Annotated in this window: 21 protein-coding genes and 1 tRNA gene; 12 read left to right on the top strand and 10 right to left on the bottom strand. The window is 54.1% G+C overall.

Annotated features, from left to right (window positions below; translation table 11 throughout):
• Positions 1 to 34: 34 nt before the first annotated feature.
• Positions 35 to 1,189, bottom strand: a complete 1,155-nt coding sequence (locus FDP13_RS00995) for an NADH-dependent flavin oxidoreductase (RefSeq protein WP_143838236.1) — start codon at positions 1,187 to 1,189, stop codon at positions 35 to 37.
• 219 nt (positions 1,190 to 1,408) lie between these two features.
• On the opposite strand from FDP13_RS00995, the gene FDP13_RS00990 reads away from it, so the two are divergent.
• Positions 1,409 to 2,332, top strand: coding sequence for an AraC family transcriptional regulator (locus FDP13_RS00990; RefSeq protein ID WP_143838234.1), 924 nt, complete (start codon positions 1,409 to 1,411; stop codon positions 2,330 to 2,332).
• 585 nt (positions 2,333 to 2,917) lie between these two features.
• Here FDP13_RS00990 and FDP13_RS00985 read toward each other — a convergent pair.
• Positions 2,918 to 3,007 (bottom strand) — tRNA-Ser (locus FDP13_RS00985).
• A gap of 272 nt (positions 3,008 to 3,279) precedes the next feature.
• On the opposite strand from FDP13_RS00985, the gene FDP13_RS00980 reads away from it, so the two are divergent.
• Positions 3,280 to 4,017, top strand: a complete 738-nt coding sequence (locus FDP13_RS00980; RefSeq protein ID WP_033577278.1) for a phosphatase — start codon at positions 3,280 to 3,282, stop codon at positions 4,015 to 4,017.
• A gap of 46 nt (positions 4,018 to 4,063) precedes the next feature.
• Positions 4,064 to 4,642, top strand: a complete 579-nt coding sequence (locus tag FDP13_RS00975) for a molecular chaperone (protein ID WP_143838232.1) — start codon at positions 4,064 to 4,066, stop codon at positions 4,640 to 4,642.
• Between the two features lie 47 nt (positions 4,643 to 4,689).
• Here FDP13_RS00975 and FDP13_RS00970 read toward each other — a convergent pair whose 3' ends face one another.
• The 3 genes from FDP13_RS00970 to mdtH all read right to left on the bottom strand — a co-directional run bounded on the left by FDP13_RS00970 (position 4,690) and on the right by mdtH (position 7,459).
• Positions 4,690 to 5,253: a lipoprotein gene (locus tag FDP13_RS00970; RefSeq protein WP_033577280.1), complete on the bottom strand. Its 564-nt coding sequence runs from the start codon at positions 5,251 to 5,253 to the stop codon at positions 4,690 to 4,692.
• 128 nt (positions 5,254 to 5,381) lie between these two features.
• Positions 5,382 to 6,029 carry a glutaredoxin 2 gene (grxB, locus tag FDP13_RS00965; protein WP_027712186.1) on the bottom strand — a complete coding sequence of 216 codons (648 nt, stop codon included), beginning with the start codon at positions 6,027 to 6,029 and terminating at the stop codon, positions 5,382 to 5,384.
• 224 nt (positions 6,030 to 6,253) lie between these two features.
• Complete coding sequence (gene mdtH / locus FDP13_RS00960) at positions 6,254 to 7,459, bottom strand: multidrug efflux MFS transporter MdtH (RefSeq protein ID WP_033577282.1); 1,206 nt, start codon at positions 7,457 to 7,459, stop codon at positions 6,254 to 6,256.
• A 314-nt stretch (positions 7,460 to 7,773) separates the two neighbouring features.
• Here mdtH and rimJ point away from each other — a divergent pair, with 314 nt between their 5' ends.
• The 5 genes from rimJ (at position 7,774) to FDP13_RS00935 (ending at position 13,703) form a co-directional block, all read left to right on the top strand.
• Positions 7,774 to 8,358 (top strand): ribosomal protein S5-alanine N-acetyltransferase, encoded by a 585-nt coding sequence (gene rimJ, locus FDP13_RS00955; protein WP_027712184.1) that lies wholly within the window; start codon positions 7,774 to 7,776, stop codon positions 8,356 to 8,358.
• A 25-nt stretch (positions 8,359 to 8,383) separates the two neighbouring features.
• Entirely contained in the window at positions 8,384 to 9,028 is a 645-nt protein-coding gene (locus FDP13_RS00950) for a YceH family protein (RefSeq protein WP_143838230.1), read from the top strand.
• Positions 9,029 to 9,064: 36 nt separating this feature from the next.
• Positions 9,065 to 9,988, top strand: a complete 924-nt coding sequence (locus tag FDP13_RS00945; RefSeq protein ID WP_033577284.1) for a Gfo/Idh/MocA family protein — start codon at positions 9,065 to 9,067, stop codon at positions 9,986 to 9,988.
• A gap of 205 nt (positions 9,989 to 10,193) precedes the next feature.
• Positions 10,194 to 11,729 carry a murein biosynthesis integral membrane protein MurJ gene (gene murJ / locus FDP13_RS00940; protein ID WP_143838228.1) on the top strand — a complete coding sequence of 512 codons (1,536 nt, stop codon included), beginning with the start codon at positions 10,194 to 10,196 and terminating at the stop codon, positions 11,727 to 11,729.
• A gap of 381 nt (positions 11,730 to 12,110) precedes the next feature.
• Complete coding sequence (locus FDP13_RS00935) at positions 12,111 to 13,703, top strand: methyl-accepting chemotaxis protein (RefSeq protein WP_143838226.1); 1,593 nt, start codon at positions 12,111 to 12,113, stop codon at positions 13,701 to 13,703.
• Between the two features lie 94 nt (positions 13,704 to 13,797).
• Here the strand turns inward: FDP13_RS00935 and argS are convergent, their stop codons facing one another.
• Positions 13,798 to 15,528 (bottom strand): arginine--tRNA ligase, encoded by a 1,731-nt coding sequence (gene argS, locus FDP13_RS00930; protein WP_143838225.1) that lies wholly within the window; start codon positions 15,526 to 15,528, stop codon positions 13,798 to 13,800.
• 700 nt (positions 15,529 to 16,228) lie between these two features.
• Between argS and FDP13_RS00925 the strand changes: the two genes are divergently transcribed.
• The 3 genes from FDP13_RS00925 to FDP13_RS00915 all read left to right on the top strand — a co-directional run bounded on the left by FDP13_RS00925 (position 16,229) and on the right by FDP13_RS00915 (position 18,387).
• Entirely contained in the window at positions 16,229 to 16,801 is a 573-nt protein-coding gene (locus FDP13_RS00925; RefSeq protein WP_033577286.1) for a VOC family protein, read from the top strand.
• 204 nt (positions 16,802 to 17,005) lie between these two features.
• Positions 17,006 to 17,770 carry a copper homeostasis protein CutC gene (gene cutC, locus FDP13_RS00920; RefSeq protein ID WP_012769975.1) on the top strand — a complete coding sequence of 255 codons (765 nt, stop codon included), beginning with the start codon at positions 17,006 to 17,008 and terminating at the stop codon, positions 17,768 to 17,770.
• A gap of 359 nt (positions 17,771 to 18,129) precedes the next feature.
• Positions 18,130 to 18,387: a hypothetical protein gene (locus FDP13_RS00915; protein ID WP_012769974.1), complete on the top strand. Its 258-nt coding sequence runs from the start codon at positions 18,130 to 18,132 to the stop codon at positions 18,385 to 18,387.
• A gap of 85 nt (positions 18,388 to 18,472) precedes the next feature.
• Here the strand turns inward: FDP13_RS00915 and cmoB are convergent, their stop codons facing one another.
• From cmoB to FDP13_RS00895, 4 genes are all read right to left on the bottom strand, one after another.
• Positions 18,473 to 19,444 (bottom strand): tRNA 5-methoxyuridine(34)/uridine 5-oxyacetic acid(34) synthase CmoB, encoded by a 972-nt coding sequence (cmoB, locus tag FDP13_RS00910; RefSeq protein WP_012769973.1) that lies wholly within the window; start codon positions 19,442 to 19,444, stop codon positions 18,473 to 18,475.
• Positions 19,441 to 20,184 (bottom strand): carboxy-S-adenosyl-L-methionine synthase CmoA, encoded by a 744-nt coding sequence (gene cmoA, locus FDP13_RS00905; protein WP_012769972.1) that lies wholly within the window; start codon positions 20,182 to 20,184, stop codon positions 19,441 to 19,443. The genes cmoB and cmoA overlap by 4 nt, the downstream gene beginning before the upstream one ends.
• Before the next feature lie 150 nt (positions 20,185 to 20,334).
• A complete protein-coding gene (locus FDP13_RS00900; RefSeq protein WP_012769971.1) occupies positions 20,335 to 20,730 on the bottom strand; it encodes an MAPEG family protein in 396 nt (131 codons plus the stop codon).
• A 170-nt stretch (positions 20,731 to 20,900) separates the two neighbouring features.
• A complete protein-coding gene (locus FDP13_RS00895; RefSeq protein ID WP_033577289.1) occupies positions 20,901 to 21,713 on the bottom strand; it encodes a DUF72 domain-containing protein in 813 nt (270 codons plus the stop codon).
• 327 nt (positions 21,714 to 22,040) lie between these two features.
• Here FDP13_RS00895 and aspS point away from each other — a divergent pair, with 327 nt between their 5' ends.
• Entirely contained in the window at positions 22,041 to 23,831 is a 1,791-nt protein-coding gene (gene aspS, locus FDP13_RS00890; protein WP_143838223.1) for an aspartate--tRNA ligase, read from the top strand.

The raw sequence follows: 23,831 nt of genomic DNA, 5'->3' as shown, positions 1-23,831 counted from the left end.
GGGCCGACTGAGTGCTCGCTTCATCAACGAATCATCAAGCGGTAGGCGGTGTTGTCTCAACGACTGTGAACCACCCCTTCACCACCTGGATGACGCCCCACAGTTTATCGGGGATCGCCAGTAACGGCACGCGCTCGGCATCAAGGGCAGTGGCAATTTCTGCTTCCCGGCCTTCACCCGCGAGCTCGACCCATGTTGGATTCATCACCAGACCCTGTCCAACCGCGACCAGTGACAGTCCTGTGCTCAACGCTTTCTCGGCGTCGCTGGGCGTTCGGATAAGGCCGGCCGCCATTAATGGAATGCGGTCAGCTACGTGTTCAACGAGCAACTCGGCGGTCGTACGTTCGCCGGTATAGTCAGCAGGTCTGGCATTCGGAATGTCAAAGAGTGACGCATGGAGATAATCGATGCCAGCTTCAATCAGCCGGTCAATAAGCACGTAACTATCGTTAATACGCAGGGCACCCTCATCAGCCTCTTCTGGTGATATGCGGTAGCCAAGCAAGAACGGTCGCTTGGCGTGTTCGGCGATGACCCGCTGTGCTTCACGCACCACGGCTAAGGGGAAACGTATACGGTTTTCGAGTGAGCCACCCCATTCATCATCACGCTGGTTAAACATGGGCGAGAAGAAATTCTGGATGAGAAAGCCATGAGCACCATGCAGTTCGATGCCGTCGAAGCCCGCTTCAATGGCGCGGCGAGTCGCTTCGCCGAACGCCATGATGATTTCTTCAATTTCTTTTTCACTCAGTGCATGACTGGTTACTTCGGCGTTATTGAACGGGCTGGGCGGCACCTGTAATGCACTGGCACTGACAACGCGGCCATTCGGCACAAGGTGTGGCAAGGCTTTGTTGCCGGCGTGGAAAATCTGCAAGATGGCGGGCGCGCCCCCGCTTTTAGCCGCTTGCGAGAGGCGACGGAGGCTGGGAATGAAACGATCATCATAACTGGCGAACTCGTCAGTGAAGCCTATACCATCAGGTGTCACGTGCGTACAGCCCGTCACTACCATGCCAACGCCGTTGACGCGAGCGCGATAGTAGGCCACCTCTTGGTCAGATATGGTGCCATCAGGGTTCGCCGACCATGTTGTCATCGGCGCCATCACGACGTGGTTGCGCAGGGTCAGGCCGTTCTTGAAAGCGAAAGGCTGAAGCAGCCTCGATTGGGTTGAGGTCATAGCACTGAATCTCCATGAATAAAAAAGTAAGTCAGGGTCGGTTGTGAACCGGTGTGGGGCAGTATGGGCCCGATGGCTCAGAGAATGTTTGCCAGAAACGTTGCATTTATTGCCTGATTTGATGATTTGATATCAATAACCAAGTCGGTCGGCGATCAACAATGCTAAGCTTCAACAATACAATTGAAATGTAACCATTAGATTTTACGGAGATGTGGAATGAGTTCTCAATCAGAACCGGACATGGGTGAGCTTGTCAGTCTGGTTGGTAAAATTGCACAAATCGACGGAGATTATGATACCCCGATTCCAGCTCTGAAGCTTCGTCGTTGCAGTTCCACCACCGATCCGAAGCCTTGCATTTATGGCCTGGGCCTGGTCTTGATCGTGCAAGGTGGTAAGCGGATCTCTCAGGGCGACGAGATCTTCGACTATGGGGCCGGGCAATCCCTTATAACAACCGTGGATATGCCTGTCGTCGCGTATGTCACTCGTGCCAGCGCCACAGAGCCTTTCCTCGGGATGTGGCTGGAACTTGATGCTCGCCTCATCGGCCAGTTGGCGGCGGAAATGGAGTTTTCGACGCCGCTGCAGGCTTCGACGGCACGGGGAATATCCCTTGAGGTACTGGATCCAGGCTTGCAGGATGCGCTGACCCGGCTGCTCCGATTGCTGGCCGAACCGTCGTTGATTCCTCTCCTCGCTCCCCTGATCCAGCAGGAGATCGTCGTGCGCCTGCTTAATGGGGGACATGGCGCCAGTTTGCGCCGCCTTGTGGCGGTCGGCTCTCCGAGCCAGCAAATTGCCAAGGTGATTACATGGCTTAAACAGCATTACACGGAAAATATATTGATGGATGATCTTGCAGCAAAGGCCCATATGAGCGCGTCGACTTTTCGGCAGCATTTTCGCGCCGTCGTCGGCGTGAGTCCCTTGCAATACCTGAAGAACCTGCGCCTACTCGATGCCCGGCAACTGATGCTCAATGAAAATCTGGATGCAGGCAGCGCAGCGACGCGAGTCGGGTACGAGAGCGCATCCCAGTTTAGCCGGGAATACAGCCGATTATTCGGAGATCCACCGAATCGAGATATCAAACGGATGCGAGAATCCACTCGGACAAGAAACCATTATGACCACTAAAGAGTGGCCAGCCGTCCCATCACCGGTTAAAAACAAAAACCCCAGACTTGCGTCTGGAGAAGGGCGAGTGAGGATGAACCGGTCCGGTCGGGATTGACTCGCGCGGAGCGCTCGCCCTGCGGGCCGCCTGCGGCGGTCCAAAAGGCAAGCCGTTTTGTCGAACCCTGTCGTGGGTTCTCGTCCGTCCCATCACCGGTTAAAAACAAAAACCCAGACTTGCGTCTGGAGAAGGGCGGGTGAGGATGAACCGGTCCGGTCGGGATTGACTCGCGCAGAGCGCTCGCCCTGCGGGCCGCCTGCGGCGGTCCAAAACGGCAAGCCGTTTTGTCGAACCCTGTCGTGGGTTCTCGTCCGTCCCATCACCGGTTAAAAACAAAAACCCCAGACTTGCGTCTGGGGAAGGGCGGGTGAGGATGAACCGGTCCGGTCGGGATTGACTCGCGCAGAGCGCTCGCCCTACGGGCCGCCTGCGGCGGTCCAAAACGGCAAGCCGTTTTGTCGAACCCTGTCGTGGGTTCTCGTCCGCCCCATCACCGGTTAAAAACAAAAACCCCAGACTTGCGTCTGGGGTTTTTGTTTTTAATCTGGCGGTGAGGGAGGGATTCGAACCCTCGATACGTTTTCACGTATACACACTTTCCAGGCGTGCTCCTTCAGCCACTCGGACACCTCACCGGATTGTCGCCGTCAGGGGCAACGGGGCGCTACTCTAGGGAAAATCCGCCGCAGCGTCAACACACTTCTTTCATAAAAACGTGCGTTTAGCCAAACTTAGCGCAATCTGCTGCTTTCCTCGACAGTTTGCTTTGTCTGCCAACCCATTCGATGAGTAAGGAAACGGCGCATGTTTCATTTCTGTTAATTTGCGGTTGTTGTGCCGACTCCTCGGCTGTGTCGATAAGGGATAAATGCTATGCTTGCTTATCAATGCCGAGTCAGGAGAAACCATGTATCCCGTCGATTTACACATGCACACCGTCGCCAGCACCCACGCCTACAGCACCTTGCATGACTATGTGGCCGAAGCTAAAACTAAGCAGATCCGCCTGTTTGCCATTACCGATCATGGCCCGGATATGGCGGATGCGCCGCATCACTGGCATTTCATTAATATGCGTGTCTGGCCGCGGGTAGTGGACGGTATCGGTATTCTGCGAGGTATTGAGGCTAACATTAAGAATCTGGCGGGCGATATCGACTGCACCGGGCCAATGCTGGAAAGCATGGATCTGATTATCGCCGGTTTCCATGAGCCGGTGTTTCCCCCTTCAAATCGTGAAGCCCATACCGAAGCGATGATTGCCGCCATGGCACAAGGGGCGGTACATATCATCAGTCACCCCGGTAACCCGAAATTCCCTGTCGATATCCGTGTGGTGGCGCAAGCGGCCGCTAAATATAACGTGGCGCTGGAATTGAATAACTCCTCTTTCACCCATTCCCGCAAGGGCAGCGAGGCGAATTGCCGGGCGATAGCCGAAGCCGTGCGTGACGCCGGCGGTTATCTGGCTCTGGGGTCGGATTCGCATATCGCCTGGTCGTTGGGGGAGTTTCCGCATTGTGAGCGTATTATGCGGGACGTTGATTTTCCGCAAGATCGCGTGTTGAATGTCAGCCCGCGCCGGGTGCTGGATTTTCTGGAGCAGCGTGGTAAGCCGGTGATCCCGGAGTTTGCCGATCTGTGACGTTGTCACTTAATCGCGCCGTCATGTCTTTTTACAGGTTGATGAGATGAATGAATTTTCCGTGGTGTGCCGCATTCTCGGCACGCTGTTTAACCGCTCGCCGCAGGATCCGCTGTTGGCGCCGTTGTTTACCCTGATTGAGCAAGGCAAGCTGGCGCAGCAATGGCCGCTGGCGCAAGACGAGCTGATGGCGCGCTGGCAGCGTAGCGTCGATTTGCCGGCGATGAGTGCTGATTATGAGGCATTGTTCGGCGCAGAGCCGTCGGTAGCGCCGTGGCGCTCCAGTTGGGAGCCGGACGCACCGGAAGCTGAAATCCGTACGTTTTTACAGCAACGTGGTATGCCGCTGGGCGACGGGCCGGTGGATCACTTTGGCGCTATGCTGCTGGCGGCATCCTGGCTGGAAGACCAGGCACAGGAAGATGAAACGGCGGCGCAGTCGGCGTTTTTCGATAACTATTTATTGCCGTGGAGTGATCGTTTCTTAGGCAAGGTGGAAAGCCATGCTACCAGTGCATTTTATCGCACTCTGGCGATCATTTGCCGCGAAGCACTGGACGCGATGCGTGACGAACTGGCGGAAGCGGAAGACAATGAGACGGATAATGAGACGTCTGAAGAGTGAAAAACGGGTGGCGGATGCCACCCGTTTTTGTCTTAATCGATCAAGTCTTAATCGGTCAACATGATAACCAGTTGACCGGGTTTCACCTCGATGCCTTTGGCCAGTTTCTTCGCCAGCGCTTCTTTGTTGTTGTGCTCCGGGTTCAGCACATAAGCGGGCTTCTGGTCAAAATAGCTTTTCAACGACTGATTCAGGTAGGGCGTCAGCGTTTGCAGTAGTGTTTGTAATTTCTCCGGCTGAACGCTGTAATCCACCAGTTCCATCTCTTTCAGGTAGATGGCGCCTTCATCCTTGTTGAACACCGGCTGGGCTTTGAGCGTCAGTTTCATATCCGCTTGCTGTTTTCCCAGCAATGAACTGATATCCACTTTAGCGTTACCGCTCAGCGTTACTTTGCCGGGTTCTGCGCGGCCAATCTGGCTGGTCAGCTCGGTCAGCGTAATATGTGCATCCACCACACCGGGAACGCCCAATTGCTTCTGGTAGTCATTATGTTGCTGCAAATACTGATTAATTTCTTGCTCGCTCAGGCTGTATTGCGCCAATTGGTTACAACCGCTTATCAGCAATGTACCCAGCAGCGCCAGAGCGGCCAGTCCCGATTTTTTCATTGTTATAACCTCTTGTTTTCCGTAATGGACCTCGCCGGGCGAGGAATGCCGGCAGGGTGCGTTATTCCGCTCACATCGCCAATCGGAATACGCCTAAACGCCGCCGTCGGGCGGCGGCGACAAGGGGATTATTGTGCCTGTTCAAGCAGCAGGTCGACGTTGGCGCTTTGAGACAAGGTGTCACAGTAAGCGGCGACACTCGCCGGGACATTGACGTCGGCAACGATGGTCAGCGAGCGCAGCAGGGCAAACAGGTTGATGTCATCCAGCGACAACGTACCGTTGCACGCCTGTGGCGATACTATCAGCGGCGCCAGCGTTTGCAGGTCGCTTTCCAACCGGCTTATCAGTTCAGCGCTCTGGCTGAAATGCGTATCGAAGCGGCCGATTTGCCCCTCTTTCTTGTGAATAAAGTAGTTACGGCCGGCGTCAGTGGCGAACTCGTCGAAATCCGCGCGGGAAAAACGGGGAATCAGCAGGTGCGGCGCGTATTCATAGACGCGGCTAATCCAGGCGTCGATAGCCGGGTTGGTCGGGCCGGTCAACACTGGTTTGCCGTCCAGCTCGTCAACGTATTTCACGATGTCCAGACTTTCCGGCATGTAGCTGCCGTCGTCTTTTTGCAGGATCGGCACCACTTTCTGACCGACCATTGAAATCGGCGTGGTTTCATCATCGTTAGACAACACATGCAGTTCCACCGGCAACCGTTTAAGGCCGAAAATCATGCGTGCTTTCACGCAGAAAGGACAATGTTCATAGACAAACAATTTCATATGGGCACTCCCTGGTTGAGCGGCGCCGGGATCAGACGCGGCCGTAATCATGATGTCGGGGGGAATTATCCATTGTCAGCCGCTGTGCGTCCATGTGCAATGCACGTCATAACAAATGTACGTCGTAACAAATGTGCGCAGCAACAGGTGGAAATAGCAGAGAAAAATGGGGCGATGACGGCGCCCCGCAGATGATGTGGACTGAGTGTGATTGATAGCCTTGATCAATGCTCGCTCAGCATTGCCGGTTCGATCCGTTTCAGATGGAATTGCCAGTACAGGGCGGCCAGGGTCAGCATACCGATAATGCCTAACATACCCCAAGGCAAGGCCGGTTGGCCGAGCGCCTTTCCGGTATCAAACAGCCAGCCGCCACCGCTATAACCGAGCGCGCCGCCCAGTGCCAGCCCCATACGGCTAAATCCCATATAACTGCCGCGGGCGCGGGCATCGGCCAGTGATGCGCCCAGCGTTTCTCGCGCCGGTTCGGCGATAATGGAGCCAAGATAAAACAGGGCTATCAAACCCAACAGCCATTGCAAGTTGGTGACCATCCCCATCGGAATCAGGCTTAAGGTCATGATGAACAGCCCGAACATCAGTCGCTGTTCAAGGCGAAAACGTTTTTCGCTCCAGCGCGCTATCGGGTAGAGCAGCGTCAACGACAGCGTCGCTTCAATGGCGTACATCCATTTCACGGCGGACGGCGTGCCGGCCAGTTCATTCACCATGATAGGCATCATCAACAACACCTGTACGCCCAGCATGAAATAGCCGGTCAGCGTCAGCACATAGACAACGAAACGCCGATCGCGCATCACCCGCATCATGCCTTCGCGAATAGGCGTGCGGGTAGTGGAAATGCGATAGGCCGGCAATAACAAGGCATTGAGCGCGGCAGCCAGCACGAATACCGCCGCGCCGGCCCAGCACACCACTGAAAAGTTATATTGCATCAACCAACTGCCGATCAGTGCGCCGATCACCGCGCCGGCGTTATCCTGCATCATCAGGAGCGAAAAGAAACGGCTGCGCTCGTGCGGACGCGTCAGCTTGATGACCATCGCGTTACGTGGTGGTTCGAATAAGGTGCCGCCCAGTGCCGACAGTACGCAGGAGAGCATCAGCATCAGCGGTGTCGTAGCCAGCGCCATGAACACAAATCCGGACGCGCGCAGCAACATGCCGGTGACGATCATCGGCTTGGCGCCGAAACGGTCGGCGATGGCGCCGCCGAAAATGCCGAGCCCTTGTTGGGTGAATTGGCGCAAGCCGAGCGCAATCCCGACGGTGAGCGCCGCCCAGCCCATCTGATCGACAAAGCGAATGGAGATCAACGGGAACACGACGAAGAAACCCAATACCACCAGCATGTTATCCAGCAGCAGAAAATATTTACCCAGACTGCGGGCCTGCGTCATTAATGACATGTTTCACCACGAGGAAAAAAGAAAGAAAGGAATGCAGCTTGTCCATTCTCTCGCCGATTGCGTCATCGTGATAGGGGATCCTGCTAATAAATTTTTTTATCGTTCAACTGTTATCTGTCGAACAGTTTAAGAAAAAATGTCAGTGCGGCGTATCGATCGTTCAATAACTCGGCGGTCATGATTTTACGCTATGGAATTTATGTGGTTATAGTAAGCGCTATTGGCTTGTTATCCGGTTATGGCGTCCGCCGTATCGGCGTTGATCGCATTAATAAAATTTATTTATCGATAATTCGTCACCTGAGGGGGAAGGCATGTTTGGCTATCGCTCAACGACACCCAGAGTCCGTCTGACTACGGATCGGCTGGTGGTCCGTCTGGCGCACGAACGCGATGCCTGGCGTCTGGCTGAGTATTACGCGGAGAACCGTGATTTTTTAAAACCCTGGGAGCCGGTGCGCGATGCCAGCCACTGTTATCCTTCCGGTTGGCAGGCGCGGCTGAGCGTGATCTGCGATATGCACAAACAGGGGAGCGCGTACTATTTTTTGCTGCTGGACCCGGATGAAAACGAAGTGCGCGGCGTGGCTAACTTCAGTAATGTGCTGCGCGGTTCTTTTCATGCCTGTTATCTGGGGTATTCGCTGGGTGAAAAATGGCAGGGGCAGGGGATGATGTACGAAGCATTGCAGTCGGCATTGCGTTACATGCAGCGCCAACAGCATATGCATCGCATTATGGCCAACTATATGCCGCATAATCATCGTAGCGGCAACCTGCTGGCCCGGCTGGGGTTTGAGAAAGAAGGTTACGCCAAAAATTATTTATTGATTGACGGCAAGTGGCAGGATCATGTGCTGACCGCGCTGACGAACAATGAATGGACGCCGATGCGCTGAATGCGCGAATAAATCAGGAGAAGCCATGAAATACGCATTGACGCCCCAAGAAGCGCGGGTAATCGGATGCCTGCTGGAAAAGCAGGTCACGACCCCGGAACAGTATCCGATGTCCCTGAATGGCCTGACCGCCGCCTGTAATCAGAAAACCAACCGCGAGCCGGTGATGGAACTGACCGAAAACGAGGTGCAACAAACGCTGGACTTGCTGGTGAAACGACATTTTCTGCGTACCGTCAGCGGTTTTGGCAATCGGGTAATGAAATATGAACACCGGTTTTGCAACTCTGAATTCGGCGACCTGAAATTTTCCACGGCCGAAGTGGCGCTGGTGACGACCTTGTTGCTGCGCGGTGCTCAGACGCCGGGCGAGTTGCGCACCCGTGCCGCGCGTCTGCACGAATTTGTCGATATGGACGAGGTGGAGAACGTGTTGCAGCACCTGCAACAGCGTGAGGACGGGCCGTTTGTAGTGCGGCTGGCGCGCGAGCCGGGTAAACGCGAAAGCCGTTTTATGCATCTGTTTAGCGGCGAAGTGGCCGAGGCGGCGCCGTCTGCGTCGGGTGATGCGCCGCCGGATGACGAACTGGTTGCTCGGGTGTCCGTACTGGAAAATGACGTTGCTGAATTGCGGGCGCAATTGGCGGCGTTGCAGGCGCGTCTTGCCTGATGTGGTTCCGATAACAGAGTGGCGGGGAATGTAGGCATGACATCGGTGCGTATTGGTGTAGTAGGGTTGGGCGATATCGCCCGCAAGGCGTATTTGCCGATTTTGTCGCAGGCTGAGAATTGGCTACTGGTGGGCGCCTGGTCGCCGGGGCAGGAACGAGCCCGGCAACTGTGTCGCCATTACCGTATCACCTGTTTTGCCTCTCTGGACGCGTTGATCAGCCAGTGTGATGCGGTATTTGTCCACAGCAGTACCGCCAGCCATTATGAGGTGGTTAAAACGCTGCTATTGGCGGGCAAACACGTTTATGTGGATAAACCGCTGGCGGAAACGCTGGCGCAGGCAGAAGCGTTGGTGGCGCTGGCGGCCAGTCGTAATTTGTTGCTGATGGTGGGGTTCAACCGCCGTTTTGCGCCGCTGTATCAGCGTTTGCGGCAAGCGCAGCCTACTCCGGATAGCCTGCGAATGGAAAAACACCGCGTTGATCATATCGGGCCGCACCCGCTGGCGTTTACCCTGCTGGATGACTACCTGCATGTGGTGGATACCGCGTTGTGGCTGGCACAAACGCCTGATGCCCCTGCTACGTGGTACGGCGGCCGGATACGCTGCAATCCGCAAGGGCAACTGGTGTATGCCGAGCACCAGTTTCAAACCGCGCATACCTTGATCACCACCAGTATGCACCGCCAGGCCGGCAGCCAGCGCGAAAGCGTGCAGGTGATCGGCGATGGTGGTTGGTATCAGGTAGATAACCTGCGGGAATGGCGTGAAGAGCGTGAGGGGACGGTGTTGCTGCATCCTACGCCATCCTGGTTGAGTACACTGGAACAACGCGGGTTTGTGGGGGCGGTCCGGCACTTTATTGAGGCGGTGGTTTCGCATACGCCGCCGTTAACCTCAGGTGATCAGGCGTTGTATGCGCAACGGGTGATCGAGATGCTATTGAGAGAATGCTGAAAAAAACAGCGGCCATCGGTTGCCCATGTGGCTATTGGCGGTGCAATCGACTAGGCTGTGTGCCGCGATAAATTGCGCAGTGAGCGATCGGCGGTGAGTGCCGCTGTATGGCGTGAGGTGTTGCGGGCGGTGTGACCGTCTTGGGCATGGCGGTCGAACGGCTTTTCCCCGCCATCCATTTCTTTCCCATAGTCAGAACAACTGAATGAATCTACTGAAATCACTGGCAGCGGTCAGTTCCATGACCATGCTTTCTCGTGTGTTGGGATTTATGCGCGATGCGATCGTCGCTCGTGTGTTTGGCGCCGGTATGGCAACCGACGCTTTTTTTGTGGCGTTCAAGCTGCCTAATTTATTGCGGCGTACTTTCGCCGAAGGCGCGTTTTCTCAGGCGTTCGTTCCGATCCTGGCTGAGTATAAGAGTCAGCAAGGCGAGGAGGCGGCGCGCACTTTTCTGGCCTATGTCGCCGGCATGTTGACGCTGATTCTGGCGCTGGTGACGGTAGCCGGGATGATTGCCGCCCCCTGGGTTATCATGGTGACCGCGCCGGGCTTTGCCTCGACGCCGGAGCGTTTTGAATTGACCTCTGCGCTGCTGCGGGTGACTTTTCCTTATATCCTGCTGATTTCGCTGACATCAATGGTTGGGTCGGTGCTCAATACCTGGAACCGATTTTCGGTTCCGGCGTTTGCGCCAACCTTATTAAACATCAGTATGATCGGCTTTGCGCTGCTGGGTGCCCGCTGGTTTGATCCGCCGGTGATGGCGCTAGGTTGGGCGGTGATAGTCGGCGGGGTGCTGCAACTGTTCTATCAACTGCCGTATTTGAAAAAAATCGGCATGTTGGTGTTGCCGCGCATCAAGTTTCGCGATCCTAGCGTCAGCCGGGTGATGAAGCTGATGGTGCCGGCGATTCTTGGCGTATCGGTCAGCCAGGTCTCCCTGATCATCAACACTATTTTTGCTTCGTTCCTTAGCCAGGGCGCCGTCTCGTGGATGTATTATGCCGATCGATTGATGGAGTTTCCCTCCGGCGTGCTGGGGGTGGCATTAGGGACGATTCTGCTGCCGTCGTTGTCGAAAAGCGTCGCCAGCGGCAACCACCAGGAGTATTCCCGGTTATTGGACTGGGGGCTGCGGTTGTGCTTCGTGCTGGCATTGCCTGCGACGGTGGCGTTGGGATTGCTGGCTAAACCGCTGACGGTGGCGTTGTTTCAGTATGGTAAATTCAGCGCGTTTGACGCCATGATGACGCAGCGTGCGCTGGTCGCTTACTCCATCGGTTTGATGGGGTTAATCCTGGTGAAAGTATTGGTGCCGGGATTTTATGCACGGCAGGATATTAAAACGCCGGTAAAAATCGCCATGGCGACACTGGTGATGACCCAGTTGATGAACCTGATATTTATCGGTCCATTGCAACATGCCGGGCTGTCGCTGTCGATTGGTCTGGCATCTTGCTTCAACGCCGGGTTGTTATTCTGGCAGTTGCGTCGCCAGCGTATCTTTGCCCCTCAACCGGGTTGGACGGTATTTTTGGTGAAACTGGTGACGGCCGTCGTGGTGATGTCTGCCGTGCTGATCACGCTGAATCTGTGGATGCCTCCCTGGGAGCAAGGCAATATGACGGAGCGGCTGTTGCGTTTGCTGGTGGTAGTGGCGGCAGGCGTCGTCAGCTATTTTGCCTCGCTGGTCACACTGGGATTTCGTCCGCGAGATTTTTCCCGCCGTAGCGTCTGATTTTTTCCTGATTCCTCATTGGTTGATTTTTCTTTCATGGTTCGCGGTCGGCTTGGTAGGCCGCCTGCGGACCTGCATATTGAGACATCTTTAGTATCCCCCCTTTATTTTGTCGTTTCTTAAAAAAATAGCATATTGCTTGAATTTTATCATTTTGTTCAGTGTTTCTGATTAGTTGCACACCGAGTGATGGAAGTCAATCGCACAATATAGACCTGGATTTACGTGTTTTCCGGCCAATTGATGTTATTTATGTTGCTGTTTTATAGGTTAATTTTATTAATGTGTTTGCGTATATTGCCGATAATAAATTATCGGTAAATACATTACTGATACTTCAAATAAAAACACAATAACCTTTAGTAAACAAAGGAAAAAAAGATGACGATTTTCCAGAAGTTAGCCATAGCCATAGCGATTTTTGTACTGGCGCTCGGTGGGGTGGGCGGGTACGGCATTAAAGCACTGGGGGATTCGAAAGACAGGGTTGAATACGTTACCGGCAATACCTTACCCAGCCTGACGTTATTATCTAACTCGAATATCAATATGCGTGAAGTACGGGCATCGCTCTCGATGCTGTCGGAGATTGAGGATCAAGCGCAGCGCGTGGGTCAGTTAAAAACCATTCTGGGACAACTGGCGAACGTAGATAAATTCATGGCGGATTATAAGCAAAATTACATTTCCGACGATCGTGACGCACAGATGACCAACAGCATTATTCAACTGTTGGCGTCTTACCGTCAGTCCATCGACAGCCTTTATCAAGGCGGTACTATTCAGAAAAGCACCGATGCGGCAGCAGAAAATGCTAAAAAACAAACCGAGCAGGCATTGATAAAATTGTTGCAGGATCAGCGAGAATACAATTTGACGCTGGCCAGTAATCAGGAAAAGGCGAATAAAGAGGGCTACAGCACCGCACTCTATACACTGATCAGCCTGATCGTCGTTTCCGTTGGAGTTGCCGGTTCGCTGGCGTGGGTGATTCTGCTCTACGTTCGCCGCAGCCTGAATCACTTGCAACACACGCTGTTGACGATCAGCGACAATCTGGATCTGACGTTGCGGGCCGATGATAGCCGTCATGATGAAATCGGTAAGACGGCGCAGGCGCTCAATAACCTGACCGAGCGTTTCGCCACAGTGCTGGCGGATGTGCGTATGGCCAGCGAAAGCGTGGCGACGGCATCCAACGAGATTGCCGCGGCAAATATCGATCTGTCCGCGCGGACTGAAGAACAGGCGTCATCCCTGGCGCAAACCGCCGCCAGTATGCATGAGATTTCCTCCACGGTAGAAAGCAATGTCGATAACGCCCGGCAGGCCAATAGCCTTGGTCAGCAGGCGGCGGACGCCGTGACCCATGGTGATGATTCCGTCGAACGCATGATACAGGCGATGAAAGCGATTGCTTCCGGTTCGGAGAAAGTGGCGGAGATTACTAACCTGATTGAAGGTATCGCTTTCCAGACCAATATCCTGGCGCTTAACGCAGCAGTGGAAGCCGCGCGTGCCGGTGAACATGGCCGTGGCTTTGCTGTGGTGGCGGGTGAGGTGCGTACGTTGTCGCAGCGCTCCTCTTCGGCCGCCAGAGAAATCAAAACGCTTATCGATAATGCCATCACCGCCGTAAGAAACGGCTCGCAACAAGCCGATGATGTACGCAATGCGATCAGCAACGTTAAAGCGCTGATCACCAATGCGTCGTCGCTGGTAGGTGAAATGTCGATGGCATCGGAAGAACAGAGCCGGGGTATCAGCCAGATCAACGTGGCGATCAACCAAATGGAAGCCGTCACGCAACAAAACGCGGCTATGGTGGAGCAGGCATCGTCGGCGGCGGAGTCACTCAATGATCAGGCGGCGAGATTGCGCCAACTGGTAGAGATTTTCCGGTTGAAGGCTGGAGCAGGCCATCAACGACTGGATGATGCATCGACGAATACGCTGTCTTTGGGGATGAAATAACCGAGCGACAGAGCGCTGACGTTGGTGAGGCGTGTTTTGGCGCAGGAAGCAAGCGGGCCGACAGTCTGAAACCTGACGTCGGCCCAGATAAAGCTTACATTTTCTCGACCGTCTGGATACCCAGCGTATCCAGGCCGGTTTTCAGCGTTTTAGCCGTCAACCGCGCCAGTTTGAGGCGGCTTTGGCGTGTGTTTTCGCTGTCGGCGTTGAGGATGGGGCAGTTTTCGTAAAAACCGGAGAACAGCCCGGCCAGATCATACAGGTAAGCACACATCACATGCGGCGTACCATCACGGGCCACCGTCGTCACCGTTTCTTCGAACTGCAGCAGGCGGGTAGCCAGGGCTTGTTCATGCTCGGCAGTCAGTGCGATTGGCTGAGTCAGGCTGCTTTCTTCCACACCGGCGCGTTTAAAGATGGACGACACGCGAGTGTAAGCGTACTGCATATACGGCGCGGTATTGCCTTCGAACGCCAGCATATTGTCCCAGTCGAATATGTAGTCGGTAGTGCGGTTTTTCGACAGGTCGGCGTATTTGACGGCGCCAATGGATACCACCTGCGCCAGTTGTTCCAGTTCGGTGCGATCCATCTCCGGATTTTTGCCTGCAATCAGCGCCAGCGCCCGTTCGTAGGCTTCATCCAGCAGTTCAGACAGTTTGATGGTGCCGCCGGCGCGGGTTTTAAACGGTTTACCATCTTTACCCAGCATCATGCCGAACATGTGATGTTCCAGACTGACGGACTCCGGCACGTAACCGGCTTTACGTACGATGCTCCAGGCTTGCATCAGGTGTTGATGCTGGCGGGAGTCGATATAGTACAACACGCGGTCGGCACCCAGTTTTTCATAACGGTACTTGGCGCAGGCGATGTCGGTTGTGGTGTAAAGGTAGCCGCCGTCCTTTTTCTGGACGATGACGCCCATCGCTTCGCCTTCTTTATTTTTGTACTCGTCGAGATAGACCACGATGGCGCCTTCGCTTTCCTCTGCCAGCCCTTTGGCTTTCAGGTCCGCGACGATTTCAGGCAGCATCGCGTTATAGAGGCTTTCACCCATGACGTCGTTTGGCGTCAACGAGACATTCAGACGGTCGTAACTACGCTGGTTTTGGACCATGGTGATGTCTACCAGCTTACGCCACATTGAGCGGCAGTACTCATCACCGCTTTGCAGCTTCACCACATAGCCGCGGGCGCGTTCCGCGAAGGCGGCATCCTCGTCATACTGTTTTTTTGCTTCGCGGTAGAAGGCTTCCAGGTCGGCCAATTCCAGATCGCTGGCGCTGCCGTTTTGCACGTCTTCAAGATGGGCAATCAGCATACCGAACTGAGTACCCCAGTCACCGACATGGTTGGCGCGGATAACGCGATGACCGAGAAACTCCAGCGTACGCACCGCCGCATCACCGATGATGGTGGAACGCAGATTACCGACGTGCATCTCTTTAGCGACGTTAGGTGCGGAATAGTCAACGACGATGGTTTGCGGCTCGACGGGCAACACCCCCAGATTCGGGGCGGCCAGCGCATGTTCCAGTTGAGCGGATAACCAATGAGAGTCGAGGAAAATATTGATGAAACCGGGACCGGCAATTTCCGTCTTGGCTGCAATACCATCCAGTTGCAGCGTTTGAACCACTTTTTCGGCCAACTGGCGCGGCGACATGCCGAGTTTCTTGGCGGCTGCCATGATGCCGTTTGCCTGATAATCACCAAATTGCGCTTTTGCTGACTGGCGAACCATTGCTTCGCTGTCAGCGGGCGCGCCCGCCGCAATCATTGCCTGATGGACTTTTTCTGAAAGAAGAGCCTGAATATTCACCGGTTTACCCTAAATGACGAATCAAGCCTTTCCTTATACCATATTTGGGGTGGGGAGTCAGCAGAGCGGTTATAACAAGCGCCCCGTGCGGGGCGGCAATAAAAATAAAATAATGCGCCGGACAATGCAGCAAAACCGGTGCTGTCATTATCGATAATAAAATTAAGGTGAAAGACCTGGCTTGCCGGCAAGCCTGAATAAAGGCGGGGAGGTATATAAAAAAACTTAGCGTCGTCTGTGGCGGCGATCCGTGCTCAATCGTGTGCTCTGTATCGTTTTGAAATGACGGAACAGTGAATAGCCGGCAATGACAACTAGCATAGAGAACGTTATTAGTAACATGGTGAATGCCCTTTGGTCATTTAATGGAGATTGGGGAGTTTCGAAGTTATCTTTTTTTTGTTTATTTCTCAATGTTACAGAGGATATTTAAGAATACTCTCATCAGTTTTTTAAAGTCATTTAAAATCAATAAATTGTAATTTTTATTATATTTCTGTCATTTTGTTAACAATATCCGATGTTATTATTATTTGATTGGAATGAAGTTTGTCTGTCGTCGCGAATGGTTGTATGAAAAGACAAGAAAGTAAGGCTAATGTCAGCATGGTATGATACAAAAACTGCAAAAAGATGGAGGTTATTTCTGTCTATGTTAAATTAAGCTGAATAAACTATTATTCAGGTTAATGAGAAAATAATGACCGCTTTGTTACCGTCAACGCTTCCCTCCGCTTTAATGAATGATCTTTCCCGTTTTACGGCTGAACTTCAGCAATTCGCACAGCAGCTCGAACTTGACTTGGCCGCGTTTGAGGCCGACCACATCTCTTTACGCTGTCATCAAAACAGCACGGCGGAACAATGGTACGCCGCGTTGCTGGAGTGCGGTTCGCTGTTGTCGGAAAACCTTATCAATGGCCGGAAAATTTGTCTGTTTACGCTACACCAGCCGTTGGCAGTCGGCCCATGGCGGATTGATTGCATAGAACTTCCATGGCCTGGTAGCCGATATTACCCGCATGAAGGATGGGAGCATGTGGAATTGGTATTGCCCGGTGATCCGGCGACATTACATCCCCGCGCGCTGGCCTGCTTGTCGGACGTAGCGCTGACCACGCCCGGCATTAAGCTGAAATTCAGTCACCCTCAGGGGGAGGGGGAGCGCCTGCCTAATCCGACATTAGCGGTAACGAATGGCCGCATCACCCTGAAATTTCACCCCTATCGCATACAAGCGATCATCGCCAGCGAACAGTCGGCCGCTCAGTAAGTTAACGCATGGTGCTTGTAAATTGTGTGGCGTGTCATATTCCACGTGCAAATCCTGTCGCCAGTGTGACATGCCTCTCTTCCCCACCGTCAGGGGGATGCCAGTATTAGGCCCTGTATCACGGCGTTATGCTGTCATGAACGGGTAAATATTTCGGAAATGCGGTGTTTTTCCGGTTTCGTTATTTTTTGCAAAGGAGGGGGTATGCCGATGTTGGAGGTCTGCTGCTACAGCCTGGACTGCGCGCTGACGGCACAACAGGCGGGGGCGGACCGAATTGAACTGTGTGCCGCACAACGCGAGGGTGGGTTAACGCCGGGGTACGGTGTGTTGCGTCGCGCCGGGGATATTGTCTCGATTCCGGTACACCCGATGGTAAGGCCGCGCGGGGGGGATTTTTGCTACAGCCAGCAAGAATTTGCCGCGATGTTGTATGACATTGATCAGATTAAGGCGATGGGGTTTCCTGGGCTGGTGGTAGGGGTTCTGGATGAGGAGGGACATATCGATCTCGCCCGTATGCGGCAGATTATGGCGCGATGCGAGGGATTGGCGGTAACATTCCATCGCGCATTTGATATGTGCCTGAATCCACGGTTGGCGCTGCATCAACTGGCGGATTTGGGGGTCGCGCGTATCCTCACGTCCGGCCAACAGCAAAGCGCCGAAAATGGATTAACGCTGTTACGGGAACTTAATGAGGCCGATTGTGGTCCAATTATTATGGCTGGTGCGGGGGTGCGCTTGACCAACTTGCACAAATTCCGTGCCTGCGGCATTCAGGAATTGCATACATCGGCGGGCCAGTGGCTGCCATCGCCGATGCGTTATCGTAAATTGGGTGTCACGCTCTGCTCTGAAACCGAAATGGACGAGTTCCAGCATTACTGTGTTGATGGCGATGTCGTAGCGGCTATGAAAAATGCCCTGAGCCCGGAAACGGTTCCCTCTGCGACATCCGCTTTCTAGACTGTGCCCATAAGAAGATTGGCACTGTCTGGTATTCTTCCGATGCCCTTTGCCGCGCAGCATTCCCTTTATCGGTTTGCTTGCGAGTACCAGGCCCCGGCGACCTTGCCGGGGCTTTTTTTCTCTTTTCTCTTTTCTCTTTTTCGTCGCCACTTTCGCAGATATTTTCCGTCGTGCATCGCTCTGCGGCCGCTTACCTGATCAACCTCGATGATAAATCACGGTTGTGGGGATTTTTCATCATTTGAACGTGATCTGCCCCCAAAAATGCGCTGAATTGTTATACGCTTATCTTTTATCGCCTTAAGCCGGTGATATGCTGCTTATTATCCCAACAGTCAACAAAAAGGAATCCTGTCATGCGTGGAATCGTTGTTCATCATGAGCATCGCATAGGTTGCATCGTTATCCGCGATCCTGAAGAAAGGTTCATCGTTGCGAAATTGCTGGATATTTATGAGGTGGAAAGAGGGGATGCGATAACGGGTGATTTTCATACCGTCGGCAAGACGACGCTTTTTAATGAAGTCAGCAATCAGGATATCGATGTCGAGATCCTGAGTACCGACATGACCGAAGACGCTGCCATTGAGCTGATCGTCAAGAATCGCAATTAATGTCGTAAGCATCATGGGCGGCGGGGCATGTTAGCGAGATTGCCACCATACCGTGCCGCCCTGGCTCTGGACGTCGTGTTTCTCCCTAGGGTTTTCGTGCGACCAGCACAGCGCGCAAAGGCGCGGGATAGCCTTCGACGGTCTTACTGCGATCGTTCGGGTCGAGAAAATCCGCCAGCGAAGCCGTGGTCATCCAGTCGGTGCGGCGTTGTTCTTCCAGTGTCGTCACACATTGGTCTACGATGCGAATATCAACAAAACCACATTTTTCCAGCCAGCGAGCCAGTGCGGCGGCAGAAGGCAGGAAATAGACGTTGCGCATCTGGGCGTAGCGTTCTCCCGGCAGCAAGACGTTGTGTTCGTCGCCTTCCACCACCAGTGTTTCCAGTACCAGCTCTCCACCAGCCACCAACTGATTCTTTAGCTGCCATAAATGGTCGAGCGGCGAGCGGCGGTGATAGAGCACGCCCATTGAAAAGACGGTATCAAATGCCGCCAGTGCCGGTAGCTGTTCGATACCCAGTGGTAACAAGTGGGCACGCTGATCATCGCCTAATAGCTTGCGTATCGATTCAAACTGACACAGGAACAATTGCATCGGATCAATACCCACCGCGAGCTGAGCGCCGGCGCCGATCATTCGCCACAGGTGGTAACCGCTGCCGCAACCCACATCCAGAATCAGTTTGTCCTGCAATGAGCTGATGTGCGGTAGGACGCGTTCCCACTTCCAGTCAGAGCGCCATTCCGTGTCGATATTGACGCCGTAGAGCGAGAACGGACCTTTACGCCAGGGCATCAGGTTGCGTAACAAGCGTTCAATCCCGGCTTGCTGGCCGATCGACAACGGTGTATTCAGGCGCGCCGTTACACTGTGAGTGAGATCGAGCTGGTCGGGGGTTAAGGTTGGCAGGTGAGATACGGTATTCAGCCAATGCTTGAATTCACCGTGTAATGAGTCCTGTTGCCACTGGCTGATTTGGGCCGGTAGCGTATTGAGCCAATGGCTGAGCGGCCCTTTGGCGATCAACTGATAGAAATTGCCGAAATCGATCATGGATGCGGCTCCGCTTTCAGCGCCAGCAGGGAACCAAAGTTAAAGCACTGGAACCACATTTCACTGTGACTAAAGCCGGCCTCGCGCAACCGGGTTTTGTGTGTATCGACCGAGTCGGTGAGCATGACGTTTTCCAGCATACTGCGTTTCTGGCTGATTTCCAGCTCGCTGTAGCCGTTAGCGCGTTTAAAATCCAGATGCATGTTGAACAGTAATTCGCCGATCGACGCATCTTCAAAACTGAATTTTTCCGACAATACCAGCGCGCCGCCGGGGCGCAGCCCCTGCCAGATGCGTTGTAGCAGCGCCAGACGATGCGCCGGCGGGACGAACTGCAGCGTGAAATTCAGCACCACCAGCGATGCGTTTTCAATGTCGATATCCAGAATATCGGCTTCACGCACTTCAACCGGCGTTTCCGCGCGAAAAGCTTCAATATGGCGGCGACAACGAGCCACCATCGCAGGCGAATTATCGACGGCAATGATACGGCAGCCGGGCACACGAATATTACGACGCATCGATAAGGTCGCGGCGCCCAGAGAACACCCCAGATCGTAGACCTGGGTGTCGGCCTGAACAAAGCGCTCCGCCAGCATACCGATCATAGCGATAATATTTGAATAGCCGGGAACCGAGCGCTGGATCATGTCTGGAAACACTTCAGCCACGCGTTCATCAAACGTCCAGTCACCCAGGTTGGCAATGGGAGCGGAGAAAAGCATATCGCGGTTTGACATAGCAGGAAAAATACATACAGGGAAGAACAAGGGCGCATTCTAACAGAAAGAGGGGGCGAAATGGTGCAAAGATGTATGAAGAAGAAGGTGGTAAGGCGAGGCCTGGGTTAGCCTGAGGCATTGAGCCTTACCGTAAACAGCGAGATGAGGTTACCGTACGGTCAGTACCAAATCCCAGGGCAGATAGTAGAGATTGAACAGGATCATCAACAACAGCGAGAGATAGGTTGCCATCATGCCCGAACGCCGCCAGTTTAATTCGCGGTGCCGCAGGCCATAATAATGGCACAAACGACCGAGTAATAGCATGGTGCCACATAGATGGATCATCGCATTCATCGCGCCGTTCATCTCCATCAGCACCAGCAGAAGACCGCCGATAGGGATGTACTCTACGGCATTGCCATGAACGCGAATAGCGGTCTGCAACTCGTAAAAACCACCGTCGCCGTAGGCTACCCGGTATTGCATCCGCAGTTTCATCACATCAACCGACAATTTCACTAACAACAATGCGCTGAGCACCACATAAAGCGCGCTTACCATTTTTTACTCCATTGCCCGACCAGAAACGGCAACCGCTATCATAGCTTGTCTGTCACCGGCATAACATGAAGATATTGTAGGTAAAATTGACGGATAGCCAATACCGTTGATAAGAAATTGTGATAATGACGACAACGATTGCGTTCTGCCTTCATGGTTGCGAAACAGCGTTAAAACAGCGAGGTTTGTTGCGGCCAGTCTGGACTGGGCGGCATGTCGGCGATAACGGCGCTCAGGTGCGGCCACACGCGCTGTGCCAGTTCAGGCGCGCTGGCCGTTCCGGCGGTATGGATGAACAGGTACGGCGAATGCGATTGCCATTGCGCCAGTTTGGCGACCCACGGCATGAACCAGTGTAGATTATCGTCCGGGTCTTCATTGCCGATAAACCGGATCAGTGGCGCGTCGGCGGTGCGCACCACGTGCAGCGGGATTTTAGGTTTTTTACGCTGCGCATCCCGCAACACGTCGCTCACCGGTGCGGCATGATGCACCGGCCGGCTATCCATAATCACCCGATTCAGGCCGCGTTGGTGTAATCCCTGATTGAGTCGCCGCTCTTCATCGCCTTTGGCGAAAAATAACGGATGGCGCACTTCGACGCCGTAACAAAAGCCCGCCGGCAATGTATCCAGAAATTGCCACAGCGCCTCTTCCTGATCCGGCCCGAACGCAGACGGCAACTGTAACCACAACTGGCCTAACCGATGGTGGACCGGTTCCAGACAGCGGAAAAATTCCGCTACTTGCTGCTGGCAATGACGCAACCCGGCCTGATGACTGATGGCGGAGGGGAATTTGAAACAGAAACGGAAATCGTCATGGGTCATATCGCGCCAGCGCAACACCGATTCCGCCGATGGCAACGCATAAAAGGTGGTATTTCCCTCCACGCAGTTGAAGTAGCGGGCATAATCCGCCAGATCGCGCAGGCCCAGCCGGGCCCAGCCCGGATGCTGCCACTGCGGTAAACCGATATACATAAGCCTTTGTCCCGATAGCTTTCTTGGCGAATTAACGCCCTTGATGGCCAGTCATCATAACGACTGATGTAACAGGGTTTTAGCATAATCCCCCGCAATTGTGTAACTCGCAGGCAAAAGCGCGGCAAAAAGCAAAAAAGAGTATGCGGGGCGGCCCGCAGACCGCTACCATCAGACTTATCGTTATGGGGAAATTCCTTTATAATGCTCCCCTTTTTTCATTGGACTGTAATCCAGAAAAACCATGCCGACCGGTTCACCGATTCTGTATCGTCGCCAACTGGCGAGTGGAACAGAGCACCGGCGGCGGTGTAAAAGGACATCGTAATGCGTACTGAATATTGCGGGCTGTTGAATTCGTCCCATGTGGGCCAGGAAGTGACGTTGTGCGGTTGGGTCAATCGCCGCCGCGATCTGGGTGGGTTGATTTTTATTGATATGCGTGACCGCGAAGGTCTGGTGCAGGTGTTCTTCGACCCGGATCGTCAGGATGCTTTCAAACTGGCTTCTGAACTGCGCAACGAATTCTGCATCCAACTGACCGGCGTGGTGCGCGCCCGTCCGGACAATCAAATTAATAAAGAGATGGCGACCGGTGAGGTGGAAGTGCTGGCGACGGCGCTGACCATCATCAACCGTGCTGAACCGCTGCCGCTGGACTCCAATCAAAACAATACCGAAGAAGCGCGCCTGAAGTACCGCTATCTTGATTTGCGCCGCCCGGAGATGGCTCAGCGCCTGAAGACCCGCGCCCGCATTACCAGCTTTGTACGCCGTTTCATGGATAGCCACGGTTTCCTGGACATTGAAACCCCGATGCTGACCAAAGCTACGCCGGAAGGCGCTCGCGACTATCTGGTGCCGAGCCGTGTGCACAAAGGCAAATTCTACGCGTTGCCGCAGTCACCGCAGTTGTTTAAACAGTTGCTGATGATGTCTGGGTTTGACCGTTATTATCAGATAGTCAAATGCTTCCGTGACGAAGACCTGCGTGCCGACCGTCAGCCGGAATTCACCCAGATCGATGTGGAAACGTCGTTTATGACCGCGCCGCAAGTGCGTGAAGTGATGGAAAAACTGGTGCGCGAACTGTGGCTGGACGTGAAAGGGGTGGACCTGGGCGACTTCCCGATCATGACGTTCGCCGAAGCCATGCGCCGTTTCGGCTCTGACAAGCCAGACCTGCGTAACCCGCTGGAACTGGTGGATGTGGCTGACCTGCTTAAAGATGTCGATTTCAAAGTCTTTTCCAGCCCGGCCAACGATCCCAAAGGCCGCGTAGCTGCGATTCGCGTGCCGGGCGGCGCACAACTCAGCCGCAAACAGATCGACGAATACGCCAAATTCATTGAGATCTACGGTGCCAAAGGGCTGGCTTATATCAAGGTTAACGAGAAAGCCAAGGGGCTTGAAGGCATTCAGAGCCCGGTCGCCAAGTTCCTGAATGACGGCATTCTGGCTGACTTGCTGGCGCGTACCGCTGCCGATGATGGCGATATTCTGTTCTTCGGCGCCGACAGCGCTAAAGTCGTTACGGATGCGCTGGGTGCGCTGCGCCTGAAATTGGGCCGTGACTTGAAAATCACCAATGAAAATAGCTGGCAGCCGCTGTGGGTCATCGACTTCCCGATGTTTGAAGAGGATGGCGAAGGCGGACTGGCCGCGATGCATCACCCGTTCACCGCACCGCGTGATATGTCCCCGTCGGAACTGAAAGCCAACCCGACGGCCGCTATCGCCAATGCTTACGACATGGTGCTGAACGGCTATGAAGTGGGTGGTGGCTCGGTGCGTATCCACAACGGTGAGATGCAGCAGACGGTATTCCGCATTCTCGGCATTGATGAACAGCAGCAGCGCGAAAAATTCGGTTTCCTGCTGGATGCCCTGAAATTCGGCACGCCGCCACATGCCGGTCTGGCCTTCGGCCTTGATCGTCTGGTGATGTTGCTGACCGGCACCGACAATATTCGCGACGTCATCGCCTTCCCGAAAACGACGGCGGCGGCCTGCCTGATGACTGAAGCGCCGAGCTTCGCCAATCCGTCGGCGTTGGAAGAATTGTCCATCACGGTGGTGGGTAAAGGCAAAGCCGCTCAGGATGCAGAGAATCAGTAA

It is taken from the genome of Dickeya sp. ws52 (assembly GCF_007210685.1).
GTDB classification, from domain to species: Bacteria; Pseudomonadota; Gammaproteobacteria; order Enterobacterales; family Enterobacteriaceae; genus Dickeya; species Dickeya chrysanthemi.
This window is presented reverse-complemented; position numbering and strand designations above follow the sequence as displayed.

Coding starts and splice junctions, on each gene's coding strand:
- FDP13_RS00895 (WP_033577289.1), bottom strand. CDS start 21,713: ATGTATATCGGTTTACCGCAGTGGCAGCATCCGGGCTGGGCCCGGCTG.
- FDP13_RS00900 (WP_012769971.1), bottom strand. CDS start 20,730: ATGGTAAGCGCGCTTTATGTGGTGCTCAGCGCATTGTTGTTAGTGAAA.
- FDP13_RS00980 (WP_033577278.1), top strand. CDS start 3,280: ATGTATCCCGTCGATTTACACATGCACACCGTCGCCAGCACCCACGCC.
- FDP13_RS00970 (WP_033577280.1), bottom strand. CDS start 5,253: ATGAAAAAATCGGGACTGGCCGCTCTGGCGCTGCTGGGTACATTGCTG.
- FDP13_RS00990 (WP_143838234.1), top strand. CDS start 1,409: ATGAGTTCTCAATCAGAACCGGACATGGGTGAGCTTGTCAGTCTGGTT.
- FDP13_RS00935 (WP_143838226.1), top strand. CDS start 12,111: ATGACGATTTTCCAGAAGTTAGCCATAGCCATAGCGATTTTTGTACTG.
- cmoB (WP_012769973.1), bottom strand. CDS start 19,444: ATGATCGATTTCGGCAATTTCTATCAGTTGATCGCCAAAGGGCCGCTC.
- mdtH (WP_033577282.1), bottom strand. CDS start 7,459: ATGTCATTAATGACGCAGGCCCGCAGTCTGGGTAAATATTTTCTGCTG.
- murJ (WP_143838228.1), top strand. CDS start 10,194: ATGAATCTACTGAAATCACTGGCAGCGGTCAGTTCCATGACCATGCTT.
- rimJ (WP_027712184.1), top strand. CDS start 7,774: ATGTTTGGCTATCGCTCAACGACACCCAGAGTCCGTCTGACTACGGAT.
- grxB (WP_027712186.1), bottom strand. CDS start 6,029: ATGAAATTGTTTGTCTATGAACATTGTCCTTTCTGCGTGAAAGCACGC.
- FDP13_RS00975 (WP_143838232.1), top strand. CDS start 4,064: ATGAATGAATTTTCCGTGGTGTGCCGCATTCTCGGCACGCTGTTTAAC.
- cutC (WP_012769975.1), top strand. CDS start 17,006: ATGCCGATGTTGGAGGTCTGCTGCTACAGCCTGGACTGCGCGCTGACG.
- cmoA (WP_012769972.1), bottom strand. CDS start 20,184: ATGTCAAACCGCGATATGCTTTTCTCCGCTCCCATTGCCAACCTGGGT.
- FDP13_RS00925 (WP_033577286.1), top strand. CDS start 16,229: ATGACCGCTTTGTTACCGTCAACGCTTCCCTCCGCTTTAATGAATGAT.
- aspS (WP_143838223.1), top strand. CDS start 22,041: ATGCGTACTGAATATTGCGGGCTGTTGAATTCGTCCCATGTGGGCCAG.
- FDP13_RS00915 (WP_012769974.1), top strand. CDS start 18,130: ATGCGTGGAATCGTTGTTCATCATGAGCATCGCATAGGTTGCATCGTT.
- FDP13_RS00945 (WP_033577284.1), top strand. CDS start 9,065: ATGACATCGGTGCGTATTGGTGTAGTAGGGTTGGGCGATATCGCCCGC.
- FDP13_RS00950 (WP_143838230.1), top strand. CDS start 8,384: ATGAAATACGCATTGACGCCCCAAGAAGCGCGGGTAATCGGATGCCTG.
- FDP13_RS00995 (WP_143838236.1), bottom strand. CDS start 1,189: ATGACCTCAACCCAATCGAGGCTGCTTCAGCCTTTCGCTTTCAAGAAC.